This window comes from Pseudomonas frederiksbergensis (genome assembly GCF_003732665.1).
Lineage (GTDB): Bacteria > Pseudomonadota > Gammaproteobacteria > Pseudomonadales > Pseudomonadaceae > Aquipseudomonas > Aquipseudomonas frederiksbergensis_G.
Genome location: NZ_MOBP01000014.1, coordinates 163,378 through 179,319, shown reverse-complemented (window position 1 = coordinate 179,319; position 15,942 = coordinate 163,378). Strand labels below are relative to the sequence as shown.

The 15,942-nt window shown below is 59.8% G+C and carries 13 protein-coding genes and 1 pseudogene; 9 read left to right on the top strand and 5 right to left on the bottom strand.

Going from position 1 to position 15,942, the window contains the following annotated elements; translation table 11 throughout:
* Positions 1–360: 360 nt before the first annotated feature.
* From BK665_RS22700 to BK665_RS22685, 4 genes are all read left to right on the top strand, one after another.
* Positions 361–744, top strand: a complete 384-nt coding sequence (locus BK665_RS22700) for a tautomerase family protein (RefSeq protein ID WP_123408850.1) — start codon at positions 361–363, stop codon at positions 742–744.
* Positions 745–781: 37 nt separating this feature from the next.
* Positions 782–1,702, top strand: a complete 921-nt coding sequence (locus tag BK665_RS22695) for a DMT family transporter (protein ID WP_123408849.1) — start codon at positions 782–784, stop codon at positions 1,700–1,702.
* 81 nt (positions 1,703–1,783) lie between these two features.
* Positions 1,784–2,377, top strand: coding sequence for a TetR/AcrR family transcriptional regulator (locus tag BK665_RS22690; RefSeq protein WP_123408848.1), 594 nt, complete (start codon positions 1,784–1,786; stop codon positions 2,375–2,377).
* Positions 2,378–2,591: 214 nt separating this feature from the next.
* On the top strand, positions 2,592–3,557 hold the full coding sequence (locus tag BK665_RS22685) for a 2-hydroxyacid dehydrogenase (protein WP_123408847.1): 966 nt from the start codon (positions 2,592–2,594) through the stop codon (positions 3,555–3,557).
* A gap of 255 nt (positions 3,558–3,812) precedes the next feature.
* Here BK665_RS22685 and BK665_RS22675 read toward each other — a convergent pair.
* Positions 3,813–3,879 (bottom strand): annotated as a pseudogene (locus tag BK665_RS22675) (DUF4280 domain-containing protein); the annotation flags it as partial.
* Positions 3,880–4,070: 191 nt separating this feature from the next.
* Between BK665_RS22675 and BK665_RS22670 the strand changes: the two are divergent.
* The 3 genes from BK665_RS22670 to BK665_RS22660 all read left to right on the top strand — a co-directional run bounded on the left by BK665_RS22670 (position 4,071) and on the right by BK665_RS22660 (position 7,318).
* On the top strand, positions 4,071–5,138 hold the full coding sequence (locus BK665_RS22670; protein WP_123408846.1) for a phosphotransferase family protein: 1,068 nt from the start codon (positions 4,071–4,073) through the stop codon (positions 5,136–5,138).
* A gap of 25 nt (positions 5,139–5,163) precedes the next feature.
* Complete coding sequence (locus BK665_RS22665) at positions 5,164–5,931, top strand: SDR family oxidoreductase (protein WP_054047414.1); 768 nt, start codon at positions 5,164–5,166, stop codon at positions 5,929–5,931.
* Between the two features lie 271 nt (positions 5,932–6,202).
* Positions 6,203–7,318, top strand: coding sequence for a Gfo/Idh/MocA family protein (locus BK665_RS22660; protein ID WP_123408845.1), 1,116 nt, complete (start codon positions 6,203–6,205; stop codon positions 7,316–7,318).
* Between the two features lie 691 nt (positions 7,319–8,009).
* On the opposite strand, the gene BK665_RS22655 is transcribed toward BK665_RS22660, so the two are convergent.
* Both BK665_RS22655 and BK665_RS22650 read right to left on the bottom strand, forming a co-directional pair.
* The gene (locus BK665_RS22655; RefSeq protein WP_123408844.1) at positions 8,010–8,258 is read right to left on the bottom strand and encodes a DUF1652 domain-containing protein; all 249 of its coding nucleotides are present in this window, start codon (positions 8,256–8,258) and stop codon (positions 8,010–8,012) included.
* A gap of 193 nt (positions 8,259–8,451) precedes the next feature.
* Entirely contained in the window at positions 8,452–9,948 is a 1,497-nt protein-coding gene (locus BK665_RS22650; protein WP_123408843.1) for a helix-turn-helix transcriptional regulator, read from the bottom strand.
* A 460-nt stretch (positions 9,949–10,408) separates the two neighbouring features.
* Between BK665_RS22650 and BK665_RS22645 the strand changes: the two genes are divergently transcribed.
* Positions 10,409–10,867, top strand: coding sequence for an REP-associated tyrosine transposase (locus tag BK665_RS22645; protein WP_123408842.1), 459 nt, complete (start codon positions 10,409–10,411; stop codon positions 10,865–10,867).
* A gap of 100 nt (positions 10,868–10,967) precedes the next feature.
* Here the strand turns inward: BK665_RS22645 and BK665_RS22640 are convergent, their stop codons facing one another.
* Positions 10,968–12,251 carry a Zn-dependent hydrolase gene (locus BK665_RS22640; protein WP_123408841.1) on the bottom strand — a complete coding sequence of 428 codons (1,284 nt, stop codon included), beginning with the start codon at positions 12,249–12,251 and terminating at the stop codon, positions 10,968–10,970.
* 143 nt (positions 12,252–12,394) lie between these two features.
* Entirely contained in the window at positions 12,395–13,879 is a 1,485-nt protein-coding gene (locus BK665_RS22635) for an NCS1 family nucleobase:cation symporter-1 (protein ID WP_123408840.1), read from the bottom strand.
* A gap of 621 nt (positions 13,880–14,500) precedes the next feature.
* On the opposite strand from BK665_RS22635, the gene hydA reads away from it, so the two are divergent.
* Positions 14,501–15,940, top strand: a complete 1,440-nt coding sequence (gene hydA / locus BK665_RS22630) for a dihydropyrimidinase (RefSeq protein ID WP_123408839.1) — start codon at positions 14,501–14,503, stop codon at positions 15,938–15,940.
* Positions 15,941–15,942: the final 2 nt, after the last annotated feature.

Sequence of the window (15,942 nt, the reverse complement as noted above, 5' to 3'; positions counted from 1 at the left end):
GGTCAGTTGCTACCCGACCAGGACGAGTCGGAAAAACCCGACAGGCAGCGCCCTGGCCGAAACAGGGGCGCGATTGTCCGGGATTAATGAGCAGAAGCAAAGACTTAGCTGAGCAGTGGTTGTGCGGATCAGATGGCAAAAGCGCCACAGGTCCCGGCGGTAGCGGGCTTGCTAGCGAAAGCGATTTCACCTTTCAACATTAATGTTTGCAGGTATTGCGCTTTCGCGAGCAGGCTCGCTCCTGACCCCCCTTGCGTCGGAAACTAATAGATGTTTTAAAAAATCTATTTAATAAAGGACGGACGTCATGTATTTTCAATCCACCTGCTGATCGTCAGCCCCCACCCGCGGAGTCATCCCATGCCACTCGTTCGCATCGACATCAAAAAGCACCAGGACCCCACCTTCGCCAAGCAGGTCGGCAAGCTGATCTATGCGGCGATGCACAGCACCATCAATGTGCCCGAGAACGACAATTTCCAGATCCTCGCCGAGCACGATGAAAACCACTTCATCTACGACCCGACCTTCATGGGCATCAACCGCACCGATGGCCTGGTGATTATCCAGATCACCCTGATGGAGGGCCGCACCACCGAGGCGAAAAAACTGCTCTACAAAACCATCGCCGAGAGCCTCAACAGCGAGTTGGGCGTGCGTCTGGAAGATGTGTTTATCAACCTGGTAGAGGTCAAGCGCGAGAACTGGTCGTTCGGCAATGGCATCGGTCAATTCGCCGGTTGAGAGGTCCAATCCATCACACCGCCCCAGGAGTACAACCATGAAACAGGCCGCGTATATCGCGTTCGCTTTGCTCGGCCTGATCTGGGGCACCAACTTCATTTTCATGAAGTGGGCGGCTGCCTGGATTACCCCGACCCAGATTGTTTTCCTGCGGGTGTTGTTCGGGTTCCTGCCGATCCTGATCTTCGCCCTGGTGCGCCGCAGCCTGAGTTGGTCGCACCTGCGTCATAGCCATCACTTCCTGGTCATGGCGCTGCTGGCGACGGTGATTTACTACTACGCCTTCGCCAAAGGCACCTCGCTGCTGTTATCGAGCGTGGCCGGGATGCTCAGCGGCGCAATCCCGCTGTTTTCCTTTGTGACGGCATGGCTGTTCCTGCGGGCCGAGCCGTTGAATCGTCGCACCGCTTTCGGCATTTTCCTCGGGTTTGTCGGGGTGATCCTGATCGCCCGGCCGTGGAACAGCCTGGCCGCAGGCGTGGATGTTCGCGGTGTGTTGTACATGATTGCCGGCTCGCTGAGCGTGGGCTGTTCGTTCGTGTATGCGCGGCGCTTCATTACACCCCTGGGCCTGTCGCCGCTGGCGCTGTCGACTTACCAGATTGGTCTGGCGCTGGTGTTGATCACGCTGATTACCGATATGCACGGCATGAGCGCGATCAGCGCCGATCCGGTAGCACTGACAGGGGTGATCCTCGGTCTGGGCCTGGCCGGCACCGGCATCGCGTACATCCTTTATTACTTCATCGTGCAACGCCTGGGCGCCCTCGCCGCTTCCGGTGTGACTTACATACCGCCGGTGATTGCATTACTGATTGGCACTCTGCTGGTGGGTGAACCGATCAAGAGCCTCGACCTGCTGGCGATGTTGCTGATCCTGGGCGGTGTCTACGTCCTGCAATCGGGCAAGAAAAACCCGACGTTGGCGCCGAAGGTCGCGCCGAAACCGAGTATTTGAATCAACCCGTCAGGAAGACACGGCGCCGGCAGTTCCCTAAGATGCCGGCCATCAATACGTTTTTAAGAATGTGAGTCCGCCATGCCTCGAGTGTCCCGCAAACAAGCCGAACTCAACCGCGAAATCATCGTCGAGGCCGCCACGCGCCTGTTTCGCGAGCGCGGTCTGCACGGGATCAGCGTCGTCGACGTGATGGGCGCCGCCGGCCTGACCCACGGCGGCTTCTATGGCCACTTCGAGTCCAAGGAAGCCCTGGCGCAAGAGGCTTGCAGCCGTGCGTTCACGCAGTCGATGGAACGCTGGAAACAGAAAATCGACGACAGCAGCGACCAACTCTCGGCCCGCGCCAGCATCATCGCGCCCTACCTGTCGACGGCCAACCGCGACAATCCGGGGGAAAGCTGCCCGGTCACCGCGTTTGCCGGCGATATGTGCCACGAAACCGCCGAAAGCGGCTTGCACCAGACCTACACCCAAGGCCTGGAAGCCTTGCTGCAAATGCTCACGCCGCTGATGGGCGCGGACCAGCCCGAGGTGAATCGGCAGCGAGCGTTGGTGGATTATTCGCTGATGGTGGGTGCGCTGACTCTGGCGCGGGCGACTCGGGGGGATGGCTTGTCCGAAGAAATCCTCGATGCGGCCCGAGACTTTCTGACCGCAACCCCAATCCCGTAGAAGCACAGCTTGCTCGCGATGGCGTCCTCGTAATCGCCATCGCGAGCAAGCTTTGCTCCTACAGAGCCCTGCACGGCGTCGGAAACGGGGCGCACCCTCCCACAGGGCTCCAACCCATAGCCTATGATCTTTGGTAATTGCCAAACCGCTCTGGAATCAGCAATCTGAAAAGACTTTCGAGCCCCCGACATTTCGATGCCCACAGGAGCCCAGCATGACCACAACCGTTCTGGTATTGGTTGAAACCATTAATGACTACCTGCCGATTCTTGAACATCAGGGCTTTCACCTGATCCTCGCACCAACGCCCGCCGAGCGAGCCCAGGCCATCGCCACCCATGGCGCACGCGTCGATGCCGTGTTGACCCGGGGTCCACTGGGGTTGTATGCCGAAGAAATCGCCGCCCTGCCCGCCCTGAAAATAATTTGCGTGATTGGCGCCGGGTACGAACACGTAGATCTGCAGGCCGCCAGCGACCGGGGCATTACCGTGACCAATGGCGCCGGAGTCAATGCGTCTTCGGTGGCGGACCACGCGATGGCGCTTCTTCTGTCCCTGGTGCGCGACATTCCCCGGGCCGATGCGGCGGTGCGCCGTGGTGAATGGCCGAAAATCATGCGCCCGTCCCTGGCGGGTAAACGCCTGGGGATTCTCGGGCTGGGGGCGGTCGGCATGGCCATTGCCAAGCGGGCGGCCCATGGTTTCGACATGAGCGTGAGCTACCACAACCGCCAGCACCGCAGCGACACGCCCTACAGCTACTGCTCGACCCCCACCGAACTGGCCCGGGCGTCGGACTTCCTGATCGTCGCCACGCCGGGTGGGGTCGGTACTCAACACCTGATCAACCGTCAGGTGCTGGATGCGCTGGGGCCTAATGGTTTCCTGGTGAACATTGCCCGGGCCAGTGTGGTGGTTACGGCGGACCTGATCAGCGCCCTGGAACAACGACGGATCGGCGGCGCGGCGCTGGATGTGTTCGACCACGAACCCAAAGTGCCTGACGCCCTCAAGACTTTGACCAACGTGATCCTGACGCCCCACGTCGCCGGCCTGTCCCCGGAAGCGACCCAAGGCACCGTGGAACTGGTGGGTAAAAACCTGGTGGCATTCTTCGCCGGCCGGCCGGTGCTGACGCCGGTTGTGCTGCCGACGACGGTGGTTAGCCGAATTGGCTGACACCATCAAAACCTGTGGGAGCGGGCTTGCTCGCGAAAGCGGTGTGTCATTCAGCGGTTATGTTGACTGACACACCGCATTCGCGAGCAAGCCCGCTCCCACCGTTTGATCGGCGTCAGACGCGCCTTCTGCATTCACCCAAAATCCCCTGTGGGAGCGAGCTTGCTCGCGAAAAGGCCGGCACATCCAGCATCAATGTCGGCTGACACGCCGCCTTCGCGAGCAGGCTCGCTCTCACCGTTGATCGCGTGTGGATTACGGCGGGGGCCGCGCCGAAGCTGCATTGCAGGGTGGCAGTGGCACAGACTTGCGGACAGCCCATTTCAAAGCTCCTTCCTGGAAGCGTTGCATCCTCTGAGCCACAGCCCGCCGCGCCCGCGACGCGCCCATTCGGAACGCTGATTATCCTGCAACACGCTAACCTATAAGACCGGGCCACGCTTGTGGCACGCCCGTCTCACCATTAGATTAGCCAATGATGTCTGGCCTCCAAAATAAGCAGAAGGGATAAGCATGGCGCTTACTGATCAGTCCACCCGTATCCGCTCCGGCGAAGAACTTGATGCCAGCCTGATCGATCCGTACCTCAAGGCCCATATCCAGGGCCTGAGCGGCGAGCCTGCGATCAGCCAGTTTCCCGGTGGTGCGTCGAACCTGACCTACTTGATCGAATACCCCGGCCAGGAATTCGTCCTGCGCCGCCCGCCGTTCGGCCACAAGGCCAAGTCCGCCCACGACATGGGCCGCGAGTTTCGCATCCTCAACCAGCTCAAGGACGGTTTCCCCTACTGCCCCAAGGCCTACGTGCACTGCACCGACGAATCGGTGATCGGCGCCGAGTTCTATGTGATGGAGCGGGTCAACGGCATCATCCTGCGCTCCGAACTGCCGCCGGAACTGGGTCTGAATTCGGCGCAGACCGAAGCCCTGTGCAAAAGCTTTATCGACAAATTCGTCGAACTGCACCAGGTCGACTACAAGGCCTGTGGCCTGGCTGATCTGGGCAAACCCGAAGGCTACGTCGCCCGCCAGATCAAGGGCTGGAGCGAGCGCTACGAGAAAGCCCTGACCCCGGACGCGCCGCAGTGGGACGTGGTCAAGGCCTGGCTTAACGACAAGATGCCGGCCGACCACCCGACCTCGAGCATCGTCCACAACGACTACCGCTTCGACAACGTGATCCTCGACCCGAACAACCCAATGCAAATCATCGGCGTGCTCGACTGGGAACTGACCACCCTCGGCGACCCGCTGATGGACCTGGGCAACACCCTCGCCTACTGGATCGAAGCCGGGGACCCGGCGCCGGTGCAACTGATGCGCCGCCAGCCGAGCCACGCGCCGGGCATGCTGACCCGCCGTGAATTCGTCGATTACTACGCCGAACGCTCAGGCATCCAGATCGACAATTTCGACTTCTACTACACCTACGGCCTGTTCCGCCTGGCCGGCATCGTGCAGCAGATCTACTACCGCTTTTTCCATGGCCAGACCCAGGACAAACGCTTCGCGCAGTTCATTCACATGAACAAACTGCTGGAGCAGATGAGCTTGCAGGTCATCCAGAAATCCAGCCTCTGATTCGGCTCCATAACAAGGAAACATCATGTCCAAGACTCAGTTGTTCGACCTCGACGGCAAGATCGCTTTCGTGTCCGGCGCCAGCCGTGGCATCGGTGAAGCCATCGCCAAACTGCTGGCCCAGCAAGGTGCCCATGTGATCGTTTCGAGCCGCAAACTCGACGGCTGCCAACACGTGGCCGACGCGATCATCGCCGCCGGCGGCAAAGCCACCGCCATCGCCTGCCACATCGGCGAAATGGAACAGATCACCCAAGTCTTCGCCGCGATCCGCGAACAGTTCGGGCGCCTGGACATCCTGGTCAACAACGCGGCGACCAACCCGCAGTTCTGCAACGTGCTGGACACCGACCTCAGCGCCTTCCAGAAAACCGTCGACGTGAACATTCGCGGCTACTTCTTCATGTCGGTGGAAGCCGGCAAGCTGATGCGCGACAACGGCGGCGGCAGCATCATCAACGTCGCCTCGATCAACGGCATCTCGCCGGGGATCTTCCAGGGCATCTACTCGGTGACCAAGGCCGCCGTGATCAACATGACCAAGGTCTTCGCCAAGGAATGCGCGCAATTCGGCATTCGTTGCAACGCGTTATTGCCGGGGCTGACCGATACCAAGTTTGCTTCGGCACTGGTGAAGAACGACGCAATTCTGAAGACCGCGTTGCAGCAGATTCCGTTGAAGCGCGTGGCGGATCCGAGTGAGATGGCCGGGGCGGTGTTGTATCTGGCCAGTGATGCGTCGAGCTACACCACGGGTGTTTCGTTGAATGTGGATGGTGGGTTTCTGTCCTGATTCGTGTCGCCGGAGACTCGAAGGCAGCCGCAAAGCTGCCTTTTTATTGCCCGCTACGATCCCACCGTAGGAGCTGCCGAAGGCTGCGATCTTTTGATCTTGATCTTGATCTTTAGCGGTCTTGCGGACGCCAAATCAAAAGATCGCAGCCTTCGGCAGCTCCTACGGTGGAGATCATGCAGCGAGAATATTTATTCCAAATATTGCAATGCAGGAATATTTATTCCATAAATAGCCCTCCTGAAAACAAAAACCCAAAAGGACCCCGGCTATGCGCGAACTCGGTATCGGACTCATCGGCACAGGTTTCATGGGCCGTGCCCACGCCTTGGCGTTTCGCAATGTCAGCGCGGTTTTCGAGTTGCCCCTGAAACTCAGGCTCGCCGCCCTGGCCGATGCCGATCCGCAACGCGCCCGGCAGTGTGCGGAATCCTGGGGCTTCGAGAGTGCCCACAGCGACTGGCAACAATTGATCGATGACCCAAAGGTCAATCTGATCGCTATCACCACCCCCAATCACCTGCACTACCCCATGGCCATGGCCGCCCTCGCCGCTGGCAAACCGGTGTATTGCGAAAAGCCGCTGGCGGTGAATCTGCAACAGGCCGACGCCATGCGCCTGGCGGCGAAAGCAGCGGGCGTGGTGACGCGGGTGGGTTACAACTATCAACACAACCCGATGATCGGTCTGGCGCGGGAGCTGATTGAAAACGGCGAACTGGGTGACCTGATCAGTTTCCAGGGTGAGTTCAGCGAGGACTTCATGGCCGACGCCGCATCGCCGTGGTCCTGGCGTTGCGACGCCGGGCATGCCGGTGGCGCCCTGGCGGACCTGGGCAGTCACTTGCTGGCGATGGCCCGTTATCTGGTGGGCGATGTCGAAGCGGTGTGCGCCGACACCCAGACCGTGCACCGGCAACGCCCCGCCACCGCCGGCAGCCAGGAACAACGCGCCATCGCCGTGGACGATCAGGTCCACGCGCTGCTGCGCTTTGCCAACGGCGCCCGGGGCACGTTCAGCAGCAGTTGGCTCAAGCACGGCTACAAGAATCACCTGAGCTTCGAGATTAGCGGCACAAAAGGCACCCTCGCCTTCGATCAGGAACGCTTGAATGAATTGCGCCTGTTTCGTGCCGGGCAGGACGGTTTCCAGCGCTTGCTGGCGGGGCCGAGTCTGCCAGGCTATGCGGCGTTCAGCCCGGCGCCGGGGCATCAACTGGGTTACAACGAACTCAAGACGCTGGAAGTGCATGACCTGATGATGGCGCTGGCCGGGCTCGGCCAAGGCGGGACGGATTTCGAGCAGGCCTGGGAAGTCGAACGGCTGGCAACGGCCACTCGCCTGGCCGCCAACGAATCACGCTGGGTCAGCATCGAGGAGGTATGAGAATACCTGTCAGCAAAGGCTGGCACTGAACCTGTGGCGAGGGAGCCTGCTCCCGCTCGGCTGCGAAGCAGTCGTCAATCCAGGCGACTCGGTCGATCTGAAAGATTGCCGGGGACCGCTTCGCGACCCAGCGGGAGCAAGCTCCCTCGCCACAGGGTATTGGGTATCCACTCGGTTATTGAGTCACGCAGCGTGTGGTTGTGGTGACCCGAGTCACCTGCTCGTCCATGCGCGCATCGCCCATCACATCGGTTTTATCCAGGGTTTCGCAGGTGCGTTCAGGCGGTGGTGGCGGCGGCGTAATGGGGGGCGGAGGCGGCGGGCTGGCACAACCACTTAAAATCACGGCGCAGAATGCGAGCGACAGTGGCGTAAAACGGCGTTTCCCAAGACTGTTCATAGGCTGACCTGCGGTGGCGAATCGACGTGTTTCCGCGACACGAAATAACACCGCGCAGCCGCGGACCGGTCACAGAAAAATAAGTACCACGCATTTCTTATAGCCCAGCCGCCGGCCAATGCCAGTAAACACCCTGAAACGGAGGTTTGTATCGATCACAAATGATGGGCCTGACACAAATCTAATGTGGGAGCGGGCTTGCTCGCGAAGAGGCCAGCACAGTCAACATCGATGTCGACTGACACTGCGCCTTCGCGAGCAAGCCCGCTCCCACAGGGTCAGGTGTGTGGCTTATGAGATTTCGGGGCGATGCAGGCCGTTGCTCTCAAGCTCATAGCGCAGCTCTTCGATCAACGCCACCACCGCTTCCGGGGTCCTGAGGTTCGCCACACTCAACCCGCTGACCACCAGATCCACTTGCCCCGAGGCCGGGTGATAGAGCTTCACGGTCAAGGATTTGTCGCCCGAGAGCGTGCAGTCACAGGCCAGCGGCGAAAAACTGCGCTCCAGTTGAGCACGCAATTGCGTCAAATAAATCATCCCGATTTACCCGACCAACACTGCAGAAACGAACACGCTGTTGAAGTGTTTGTAATCCATGTGACTGTTCCTTAGCTGTTTCGAAGGGGACGCGGTAGCGGTCCGCAGACGCCTACCGCACCCTGACAGATTAAGAACTGTCGTCCCGCGCCAGAACTTGCATTTGCACCCCGGGCGCTAGTGCATTTGCACCTCATCGCTGGGCCTTCGGCCGCCATTCGCTGGAGAACAATCCACGCTCCCGGGCCCAGACGATGGCCTCGCTGCGGCTGTGTACATCCAGCTTGGAATACACCGTGGAAACATGATTGCGCACGGTGTTCGGTGCCAGTTTCAGGCGTGCGGCGATTTCCTTGTCGGCCAGGCCTTCGCAGATCAGCCCCAGCACATCGCGCTCCCGGGCCGTGAGGTCAGTGAACGACACACTGGGCAACTTCGGTGAATTGACACTCTTCACGTTGGCCAGTTTTTCGATCAGGGTGCGGCTGAACCAGGACGCGTCTTTCATCACCTCTTCGATGGCGGATACCAGTTCCAGCTCGGTACGTTTGCGCTCGGTGATGTCCATCAACACCAGCAGGTAGCAAGGATTGTCCTGAATGATCACGGTGTCGGCCGACACTGCGCACTCAATCAACTCACTGCCCTTCCTGCGCACCCGCACGTCCACGCGATCCAGCCTGCCGGCCTTCTCCAGAGCGGCGAATAGCCGTGTGCGGGTGCCCTTGTCGTCGATAAAGTCGATCTCGGCCACGGTCTTGCCCAGCACTTCTTCGCTGGGGTACGCCAGGGTGTCAAAGAAGGCTTCGTTGGCGTCCAGCACCAGTTGATTCTCGGCGCTGCACACCAGCGTCGGCACCGGCGTCAGGCGGAAGGCCTTGGCGAAGCGTTCCTCGCTTTGGCGCAGGGCGAGTTCGACTTTGTGCCGAGGCTCCATGTCGACGAAAGAAAACAGCATGCAGTCTTCTTCGTTGAGCTCCAGCGGTTGCCCGGCCACCACCACTTGCTTGCTGCCGCCACCGGGCAATTTCAACTCGGCCTGCATTTGCGGGATCGTCGCGTGCTGGCGCAAGCGCTCGATCGCCAGGTCCTTCTTTTCCGCGCCATCGAGCACGTCCAGCTCATAGGTCGAGACACCGATCACCTGATCACGGGCGTAGCCGGTCATTTCCAGAAAACCCTGGTTGACCTTGATGTAACGCAAATCGCTCAGACGGCAAATCACCGCCGGGGCCGGGTTGGCGTTGAAGGTCTTCTCGAAACGCTGCTCGGCACTGGCCCATTCGGTGACGTCATTCATGATCAGCACCAGGGATTCCACCTTACCTGCGCCGTCAGCCAGTTCCATGCTGCGAACGCTGTGAACCCGCATGCGTTCTTCGTCGTCGGCCGGCATCACTTCCACCAGCACATCACTGAAAATCTCGCCCCGGGCAATCCGGTTGATCGGGTAGTTGCCCGCCGGCACCGGGTGATTGTTGCGATAGCGCAAGGCGAAACGCTTGGCGTACTCCTTGGCATTGGCCCCCAACTCATCAAGTTTGCTGACACCGTGCATCGCCAGCGCGGCGTCATTGGCCCAGAGAATGGTCTGGTCAAGCTCCAGCAAAATCACCCCGTCGGACAACCCGGCGATGATCTGCTGCAACTGACGACGATTGGTTTCGGTGGTCAGGACGTCCTGGCTCATTGGATCTCCACAAAAAGTGCGGCGGCGCTGTCACGCGCCGCCCTGTGAAGATTACGACCGCGGGGGGTTGGGATAGTGCGGCAAACATCCCCGAGGCCGCGCCCGTCAAAGATCAAAAGATCGCAGCCTTCGGCAGCTCCTACGCGGATCGGGTTCGCACGCGGTCAATGTAGGAGCTGCCGAAGGCTGCGATCTTTTGATCTTCTGACGCGACAGAAACATCATGTAAACGCTTCGGCCAACAGCAAAAAAAAGCCAACGACTAACGTTCCTCTACAGATCGCAGCCTTCGGCAGCTCCTACGCGGATCGGGTTCCCACGCGGTCAATGTAGGCGCTGCCGAAGGCTGCGATCTTTTGATCTTTTCGACGCGACAGAAACATCATGAAAACGCTTTGATCAACAGCGAAAGCTCCAGCGACTAACGTTCCTCTATCACCACTCCAAGGAGGGCAAAGGAATGCCTGTTGCTGCACATGGATGTCGCCTGCGCAAAGCTCGTTTCTCCGAATCCGGTCGCATCTATCTGCTGACCGCCGTCACCGAACAACGTCGACCCGTGTTCGCCGATTGGCGGCTGGGGCGACTTTTGGTCGATCAACTGCGTAGCGCAGACGAAACATCGAACGTCACGTCCATGGCCTGGGTCGTGATGCCGGATCACTTGCATTGGTTGGTGGAGCTGCATAACGGCACCTTGGCCGAGCTGATGTGCCGCATCAAATCCAGGAGCAGTCGTTCGATCAATCTTCGGCGTGGCGATCAAGGCCGATTGTGGCAACGCGGTTATTACGACCGGGCGTTACGCCAGGATGAAGATATCAAGGGCGCCGCGCGGTACATCGTCATGAACCCGTTGCGGGCAGGGTTGGTAAAACGGATGGGCGACTATCCGTTGTGGGATGCGATTTGGATTTGAAGATCAAGATCAAGATCAAAAGATCGCAGCCTTCGGCAGCTCCTACGGGGGATCGGTTGTTCACGCCGCATCGGGGCGTGAACAATCGAAGGTGTTCAACTCAAGCCGCGAGTTGACCACTGGCAATCGCCGCCGATGCCGCGAGCATCGCCCGCAACAACACCGCACAGCCATCCGCCAGATCCTGCGGCGCGGCGTTTTCGATTTCGTTGTGGCTGATGCCGCCTTCGCAGGGTACGAAGATCATCCCGGCGGGGCCGAGTTCGGCGAGGAAGATTGCGTCGTGCCCTGCCCCGCTGACGATCTCCATGTGTGACAAGCCTAGCCCTTGGGCGGCGCCGCGCACGGCTTCGACACAGCCCTTGTCGAAGTACAGCGGCGGGAAGTCGGCGGTGGGGGTCAGTTCGAAGGTGAGGCCGTGTTCCTCGCAGGTGGTTTCGATGACTTCGCGCACTTCAGCGATCATCGAGTCCAGGCGCGCCGGTTCCAGATGCCGGAAGTCGAGGGTCATGCGCACTTCGCCGGGGATCACGTTGCGCGAGCCCGGGTAGGCTTGCAGGCAGCCGACGGTGCCGCAGGCGTGGGGTTGATGGCCGAGGGCGGCGCGGTTGACGGCGCCTACGATGACGGCGGCGCCGACCAGGGCGTCCTTGCGCAGATGCATCGGGGTCGGGCCGGCGTGGGCTTCGACGCCGCGCAACTTCAGGTCGAACCATTTCTGGCCGAGGGCGCCCATGACGATGCCGATGGTTTTGTGTTCGTCTTCGAGGATCGGGCCTTGTTCGATGTGCGCTTCGAAATAGGCGCCGACCGCATGGCCGCTGACCTTGCGCGGCCCGGCATAACCGATGGCGTTCAGCGCATCGCCGACCGAAACGCCGTCGACATCAACCTTGGCCAGGGTTTCTTCGAGGGTGAATTTTTCCGCGAACACCCCGGAGCCCATCATGCACGGCGGAAAACGCGAGCCTTCTTCGTTGGTCCAGACCACCACTTCCAGCGGCGCTTCGGTTTCCACGCCGAGGTCGTTGAGGGTGCGCAGCACTTCCACGCCGGCAAGCACGCCGAAGCAGCCGTCGAACTTGCCACCCGTGGGTTGGGTGTCGATGTGGCTGCCGGTCATCACCGGTGGCAAGTCCGGGTTGCGCCCGGGGCGACGGGCGAAGATGTTGCCGATGCCATCAACGGTGACGGTGCAACCGGCCTCCTCGCACCAGTTGACGAACATGTCCCGGGCCTGGCGATCGAGGTCGGTCAGGGCCAGGCGACACACGCCGCCCTTGACCGTGGCGCCGAGCTTGGCCAGTTCCATGAGCGACTGCCACAAGCGGTCGCGGTTGATGTGCTGATGGGTGGATTGCAGAACGTCTACGGCAGCGTTCATGGGGATCTCCTCAGGCGGTTCTTATGAGTTTCTTCAGGTAGTTCTTTGGTGTTTATGCGGCCGTCTTCGCGGGCAAGCCTCGCTCCTACAGGGGAACGCATTCCAAATGTAGGAGCGAGGCTTGCTCGCGAAGAGGCCATCCCTTACACCGAAGACTTCACAACAGACGGACTGGTCCGCATCGAACACAACCCGTAATAAATCACCCCACCCAGCGCCGACCCGGTAAACCAGCCATAGCTGTAAAACCAGCTAAACGCATCGCTACCGAGCGACAACAAGGTCAGCACCACGGGCACGCCAAACGCGATAAAACCAAACCAGTTCCACGCCGGGTACACGTCATCGCGATAGAGCCCGGCCAAATCCAGTTGCTGTTTCTTGATCAGGAAATAGTCCACCACCATGATCCCGGCAATCGGTCCGAGCAGGCTGGAATAGCCGAGCAACCAGTTGGAATAGACGGTTTCCAGGCTCACGTCAGAAACGATCAGCCCAAGTTTTTTCAGCAGTTCATGGCCCATCAGCAGCAACCCGACCACACCCGTCAGCATCACTGCTTTGGTGCGGTTGATGACCTTGGGCGCGATGTTCTGGAAGTCGTTGGTCGGCGAGACAATATTGGCGGCGGTGTTGGTCGACAGCGTGGCAATGATGATCAGCGCCATGGCCACCGCGACCCACACCGGGCTCTGGATATGGCCGATCAGGCTCACTGGATCAGAGACGGTCACGCCCACCAGTTTCACCGACGCGGCGGTCATCACTACGCCGAGGGCGGCGAACAGGAACATGGTCAGCGGCAAGCCGAAAATCTGCCCGAGGATCTGGTCCTTCTGGCTTTTGGCGTAGCGGCTGAAGTCGGGGATGTTCAGCGACAGCGTGGCCCAGAACCCGACCATCGCCGTCAGCCCGGCGGCGAAGTAACTGACCACGCTCGCGCCTTCCGGACGTTTGGGCGGGATCGCCAGCAATTCGGTCATCGACACATTGGGCATCGCCCACACCAGCAGGCCGATGCCGACTGCCACCAACAACGGCGCAGACAGGGTTTCCAGCCATTTGATCGACTCGGCACCGCGCAGCACCACCCACAGATTCAGCGCCCAAAAGATCATGAAACCGATCACTTCACCGGTGCCGCCAAGGGATTTCCAGCCTTCGAAAATTGAACCCAGAAACAGGTGAATGGCCAACCCGCCGAACATCGTCTGAATGCCAAACCAGCCGCACGCCACCAGCGCCCGAATCAGACACGGCACGTTGGAGCCGAGGATGCCGAAGGACGAGCGCAGCAACACCGGAAACGGGATACCGTACTTGGTCCCGGCGAACGCGTTGAGGGTCAGCGGGATCAGCACGATGAGGTTGGCAAACAGAATCGCCAATAACGCTTCGCCGACACTCAGGCCGAAATACGCGGTGAGCACCCCACCGAGGGTGTACGTGGGCACGCAGATCGACATACCAATCCACAGCGCGGTGATGTGCCATTTGTTCCAGGTTCGTTCGTGCACCTTGGTCGGTGCCATGTCGTGGTTGTAACGGGGACTGTCGAGGACGTCGGTGCCGGCTTCTAGCTCAAACAAGCCGTCGCGCTCGGTCACTTGCGATCTGATCTGTTGCATGGCCGCTCCACTTTCTTTGAATTATTTTTTGCTCATCAGGGGCTGGCGCCAAGGAGCGCGAGCCGACGATGGCCGGAGGAACTGACAACTTTCATGGCCCGGCCAAGGTATCAGCGGCGGCATCAATAAACGTGCCGGGGTCCCCGCTGGCGCCTCTTGCCGTGCCATAAAACTTTGCTAAACAACTGATGTTTATCAGTTTTATTCATTCAACTATTGAGTCTTCGATTACTTGCCACGCCACTCAGGCGGAATGTGCAGAAAGTTGTCGGAACAGTCAGGACTCAATCTGGTGCATCGATCTTTTTTTCAAACTTGCGCATCAACCATAGTCCATCCTCAAGCGGCTGATTTCACATAGGAAATCTGGTCTTTTTTTCGATCCTGTCAAGTGCGTCAAATTGGTGAGAGGCCTCACCATTTTGGTGATTTTGATTTTTTATCGTTATTTTTCAACAGCTTAATATCGATATAAGCTTATAAAAAATAATCTTGCTCATTCCATCAACACCAGCTAGCGTCTATTCCTGACAGCGTTGACAGGAATACACCTGTTTGCGTCGGCTTCATATAAAACATTTAGAACCGGCATAAGTCGGTCATGCCTGCGAGGAACTCGGAATGTCTCTGTTGATCCGTGGCGCCACCGTTATTACCCATGATGAAAGTTACCGTGCTGATGTGTATTGCGCCGACGGCGTGATCAAGGCCATTGGTGAAAACCTCGATGTTCCCGCCGGTGCCGAAGTGCTCGACGGCAGCGGTCAATACCTGATGCCCGGCGGCATCGACCCCCACACCCACATGCAACTGCCCTTCATGGGCACGGTGGCCAGTGAAGACTTTTTCAGTGGCACCGCAGCAGGTCTGGCCGGAGGCACGACGTCGATCATCGACTTCGTGATTCCCAACCCGCAGCAATCGTTGATGGAAGCGTTTCATCAGTGGCGTGGCTGGGCCGAGAAGTCGGCGTCGGACTACGGCTTCCACGTCGCGATCACTTGGTGGAGCGAGCAAGTACGCGAGGAAATGGCCGAGCTGGTCAGCCATCACGGCATCAACAGCTTCAAGCATTTCATGGCCTACAAGAACGCGATCATGGCCGCCGACGACACCCTGGTGGCGAGTTTCGAGCGCTGCCTGGAACTCGGCGCGGTGCCGACCGTGCATGCGGAAAACGGTGAGTTGGTCTATCACCTGCAACGCAAGTTGATGGCCCAGGGCATTACCGGGCCGGAAGCGCATCCGCTGTCCCGGCCTTCGCAAGTGGAAGGTGAAGCGGCGAGCCGGGCGATCCGCATCGCCGAAACCATCGGCACGCCGTTGTACCTGGTCCACGTCTCGACCAAGGAAGCCCTCGACGAAATCACCTATGCCCGCAGCAAGGGCCAACCGGTGTACGGCGAAGTCCTCGCCGGGCATCTGCTGCTGGACGACAGCGTCTATCAACACCCGGACTGGCAGACCGCCGCCGGTTACGTGATGAGCCCACCGTTCCGCCCGCGCGGTCATCAGGAAGCGCTTTGGCATGGCTTGCAATCCGGCAACCTGCACACCACCGCCACCGATCATTGCTGCTTCTGCGCCGAGCAAAAAGCTGCGGGGCGTGACGACTTCAGCAAGATCCCAAATGGCACCGCCGGCATCGAAGACCGCATGGCGCTGCTCTGGGATGAAGGGGTGAACACCGGTCGCTTTACGATGCAGGACTTCGTCGCCCTCACCTCCACCAACACCGCGAAGATCTTCAACCTCTACCCACGCAAAGGCGCGATCCGCGTCGGCGCTGATGCGGATCTGGTGCTGTGGGACCCGGAAGGCACGCGCACCATCTCCGCCAAAACCCACCATCAGCAAGTGGACTTCAACATCTTCGAAGGCAAGACCGTGCGCGGCGTGCCCAGCCATACCGTCAGCCAGGGCCGCGTGGTCTGGGCCGATGGCGACTTGCGCGCCGAGCGTGGGGCTGGGCGGTACGTCGAACGGCCGGCTTATCCGGCGGTGTTTGATTTGCTGAGCAAGCGGGCTGAGTTGAATAAGCCGGTTGCCGTCAAGCGCTGAGA

Excerpts from the sequence above, each read along its gene's own strand:
- BK665_RS22700 (WP_123408850.1), top strand. The coding sequence starts at position 361 with ATGCCACTCGTTCGCATCGACATCAAAAAGCACCAGGACCCCACCTTC.
- BK665_RS22695 (WP_123408849.1), top strand. The coding sequence starts at position 782 with ATGAAACAGGCCGCGTATATCGCGTTCGCTTTGCTCGGCCTGATCTGG.
- BK665_RS22690 (WP_123408848.1), top strand. The coding sequence starts at position 1,784 with ATGCCTCGAGTGTCCCGCAAACAAGCCGAACTCAACCGCGAAATCATC.
- BK665_RS22685 (WP_123408847.1), top strand. The coding sequence starts at position 2,592 with ATGACCACAACCGTTCTGGTATTGGTTGAAACCATTAATGACTACCTG.
- BK665_RS22670 (WP_123408846.1), top strand. The coding sequence starts at position 4,071 with ATGGCGCTTACTGATCAGTCCACCCGTATCCGCTCCGGCGAAGAACTT.
- BK665_RS22665 (WP_054047414.1), top strand. The coding sequence starts at position 5,164 with ATGTCCAAGACTCAGTTGTTCGACCTCGACGGCAAGATCGCTTTCGTG.
- BK665_RS22660 (WP_123408845.1), top strand. The coding sequence starts at position 6,203 with ATGCGCGAACTCGGTATCGGACTCATCGGCACAGGTTTCATGGGCCGT.
- BK665_RS22655 (WP_123408844.1), bottom strand. The coding sequence starts at position 8,258 with ATGATTTATTTGACGCAATTGCGTGCTCAACTGGAGCGCAGTTTTTCG.
- BK665_RS22650 (WP_123408843.1), bottom strand. The coding sequence starts at position 9,948 with ATGAGCCAGGACGTCCTGACCACCGAAACCAATCGTCGTCAGTTGCAG.
- BK665_RS22645 (WP_123408842.1), top strand. The coding sequence starts at position 10,409 with ATGCCTGTTGCTGCACATGGATGTCGCCTGCGCAAAGCTCGTTTCTCC.
- BK665_RS22640 (WP_123408841.1), bottom strand. The coding sequence starts at position 12,251 with ATGAACGCTGCCGTAGACGTTCTGCAATCCACCCATCAGCACATCAAC.
- BK665_RS22635 (WP_123408840.1), bottom strand. The coding sequence starts at position 13,879 with ATGCAACAGATCAGATCGCAAGTGACCGAGCGCGACGGCTTGTTTGAG.
- hydA (WP_123408839.1), top strand. The coding sequence starts at position 14,501 with ATGTCTCTGTTGATCCGTGGCGCCACCGTTATTACCCATGATGAAAGT.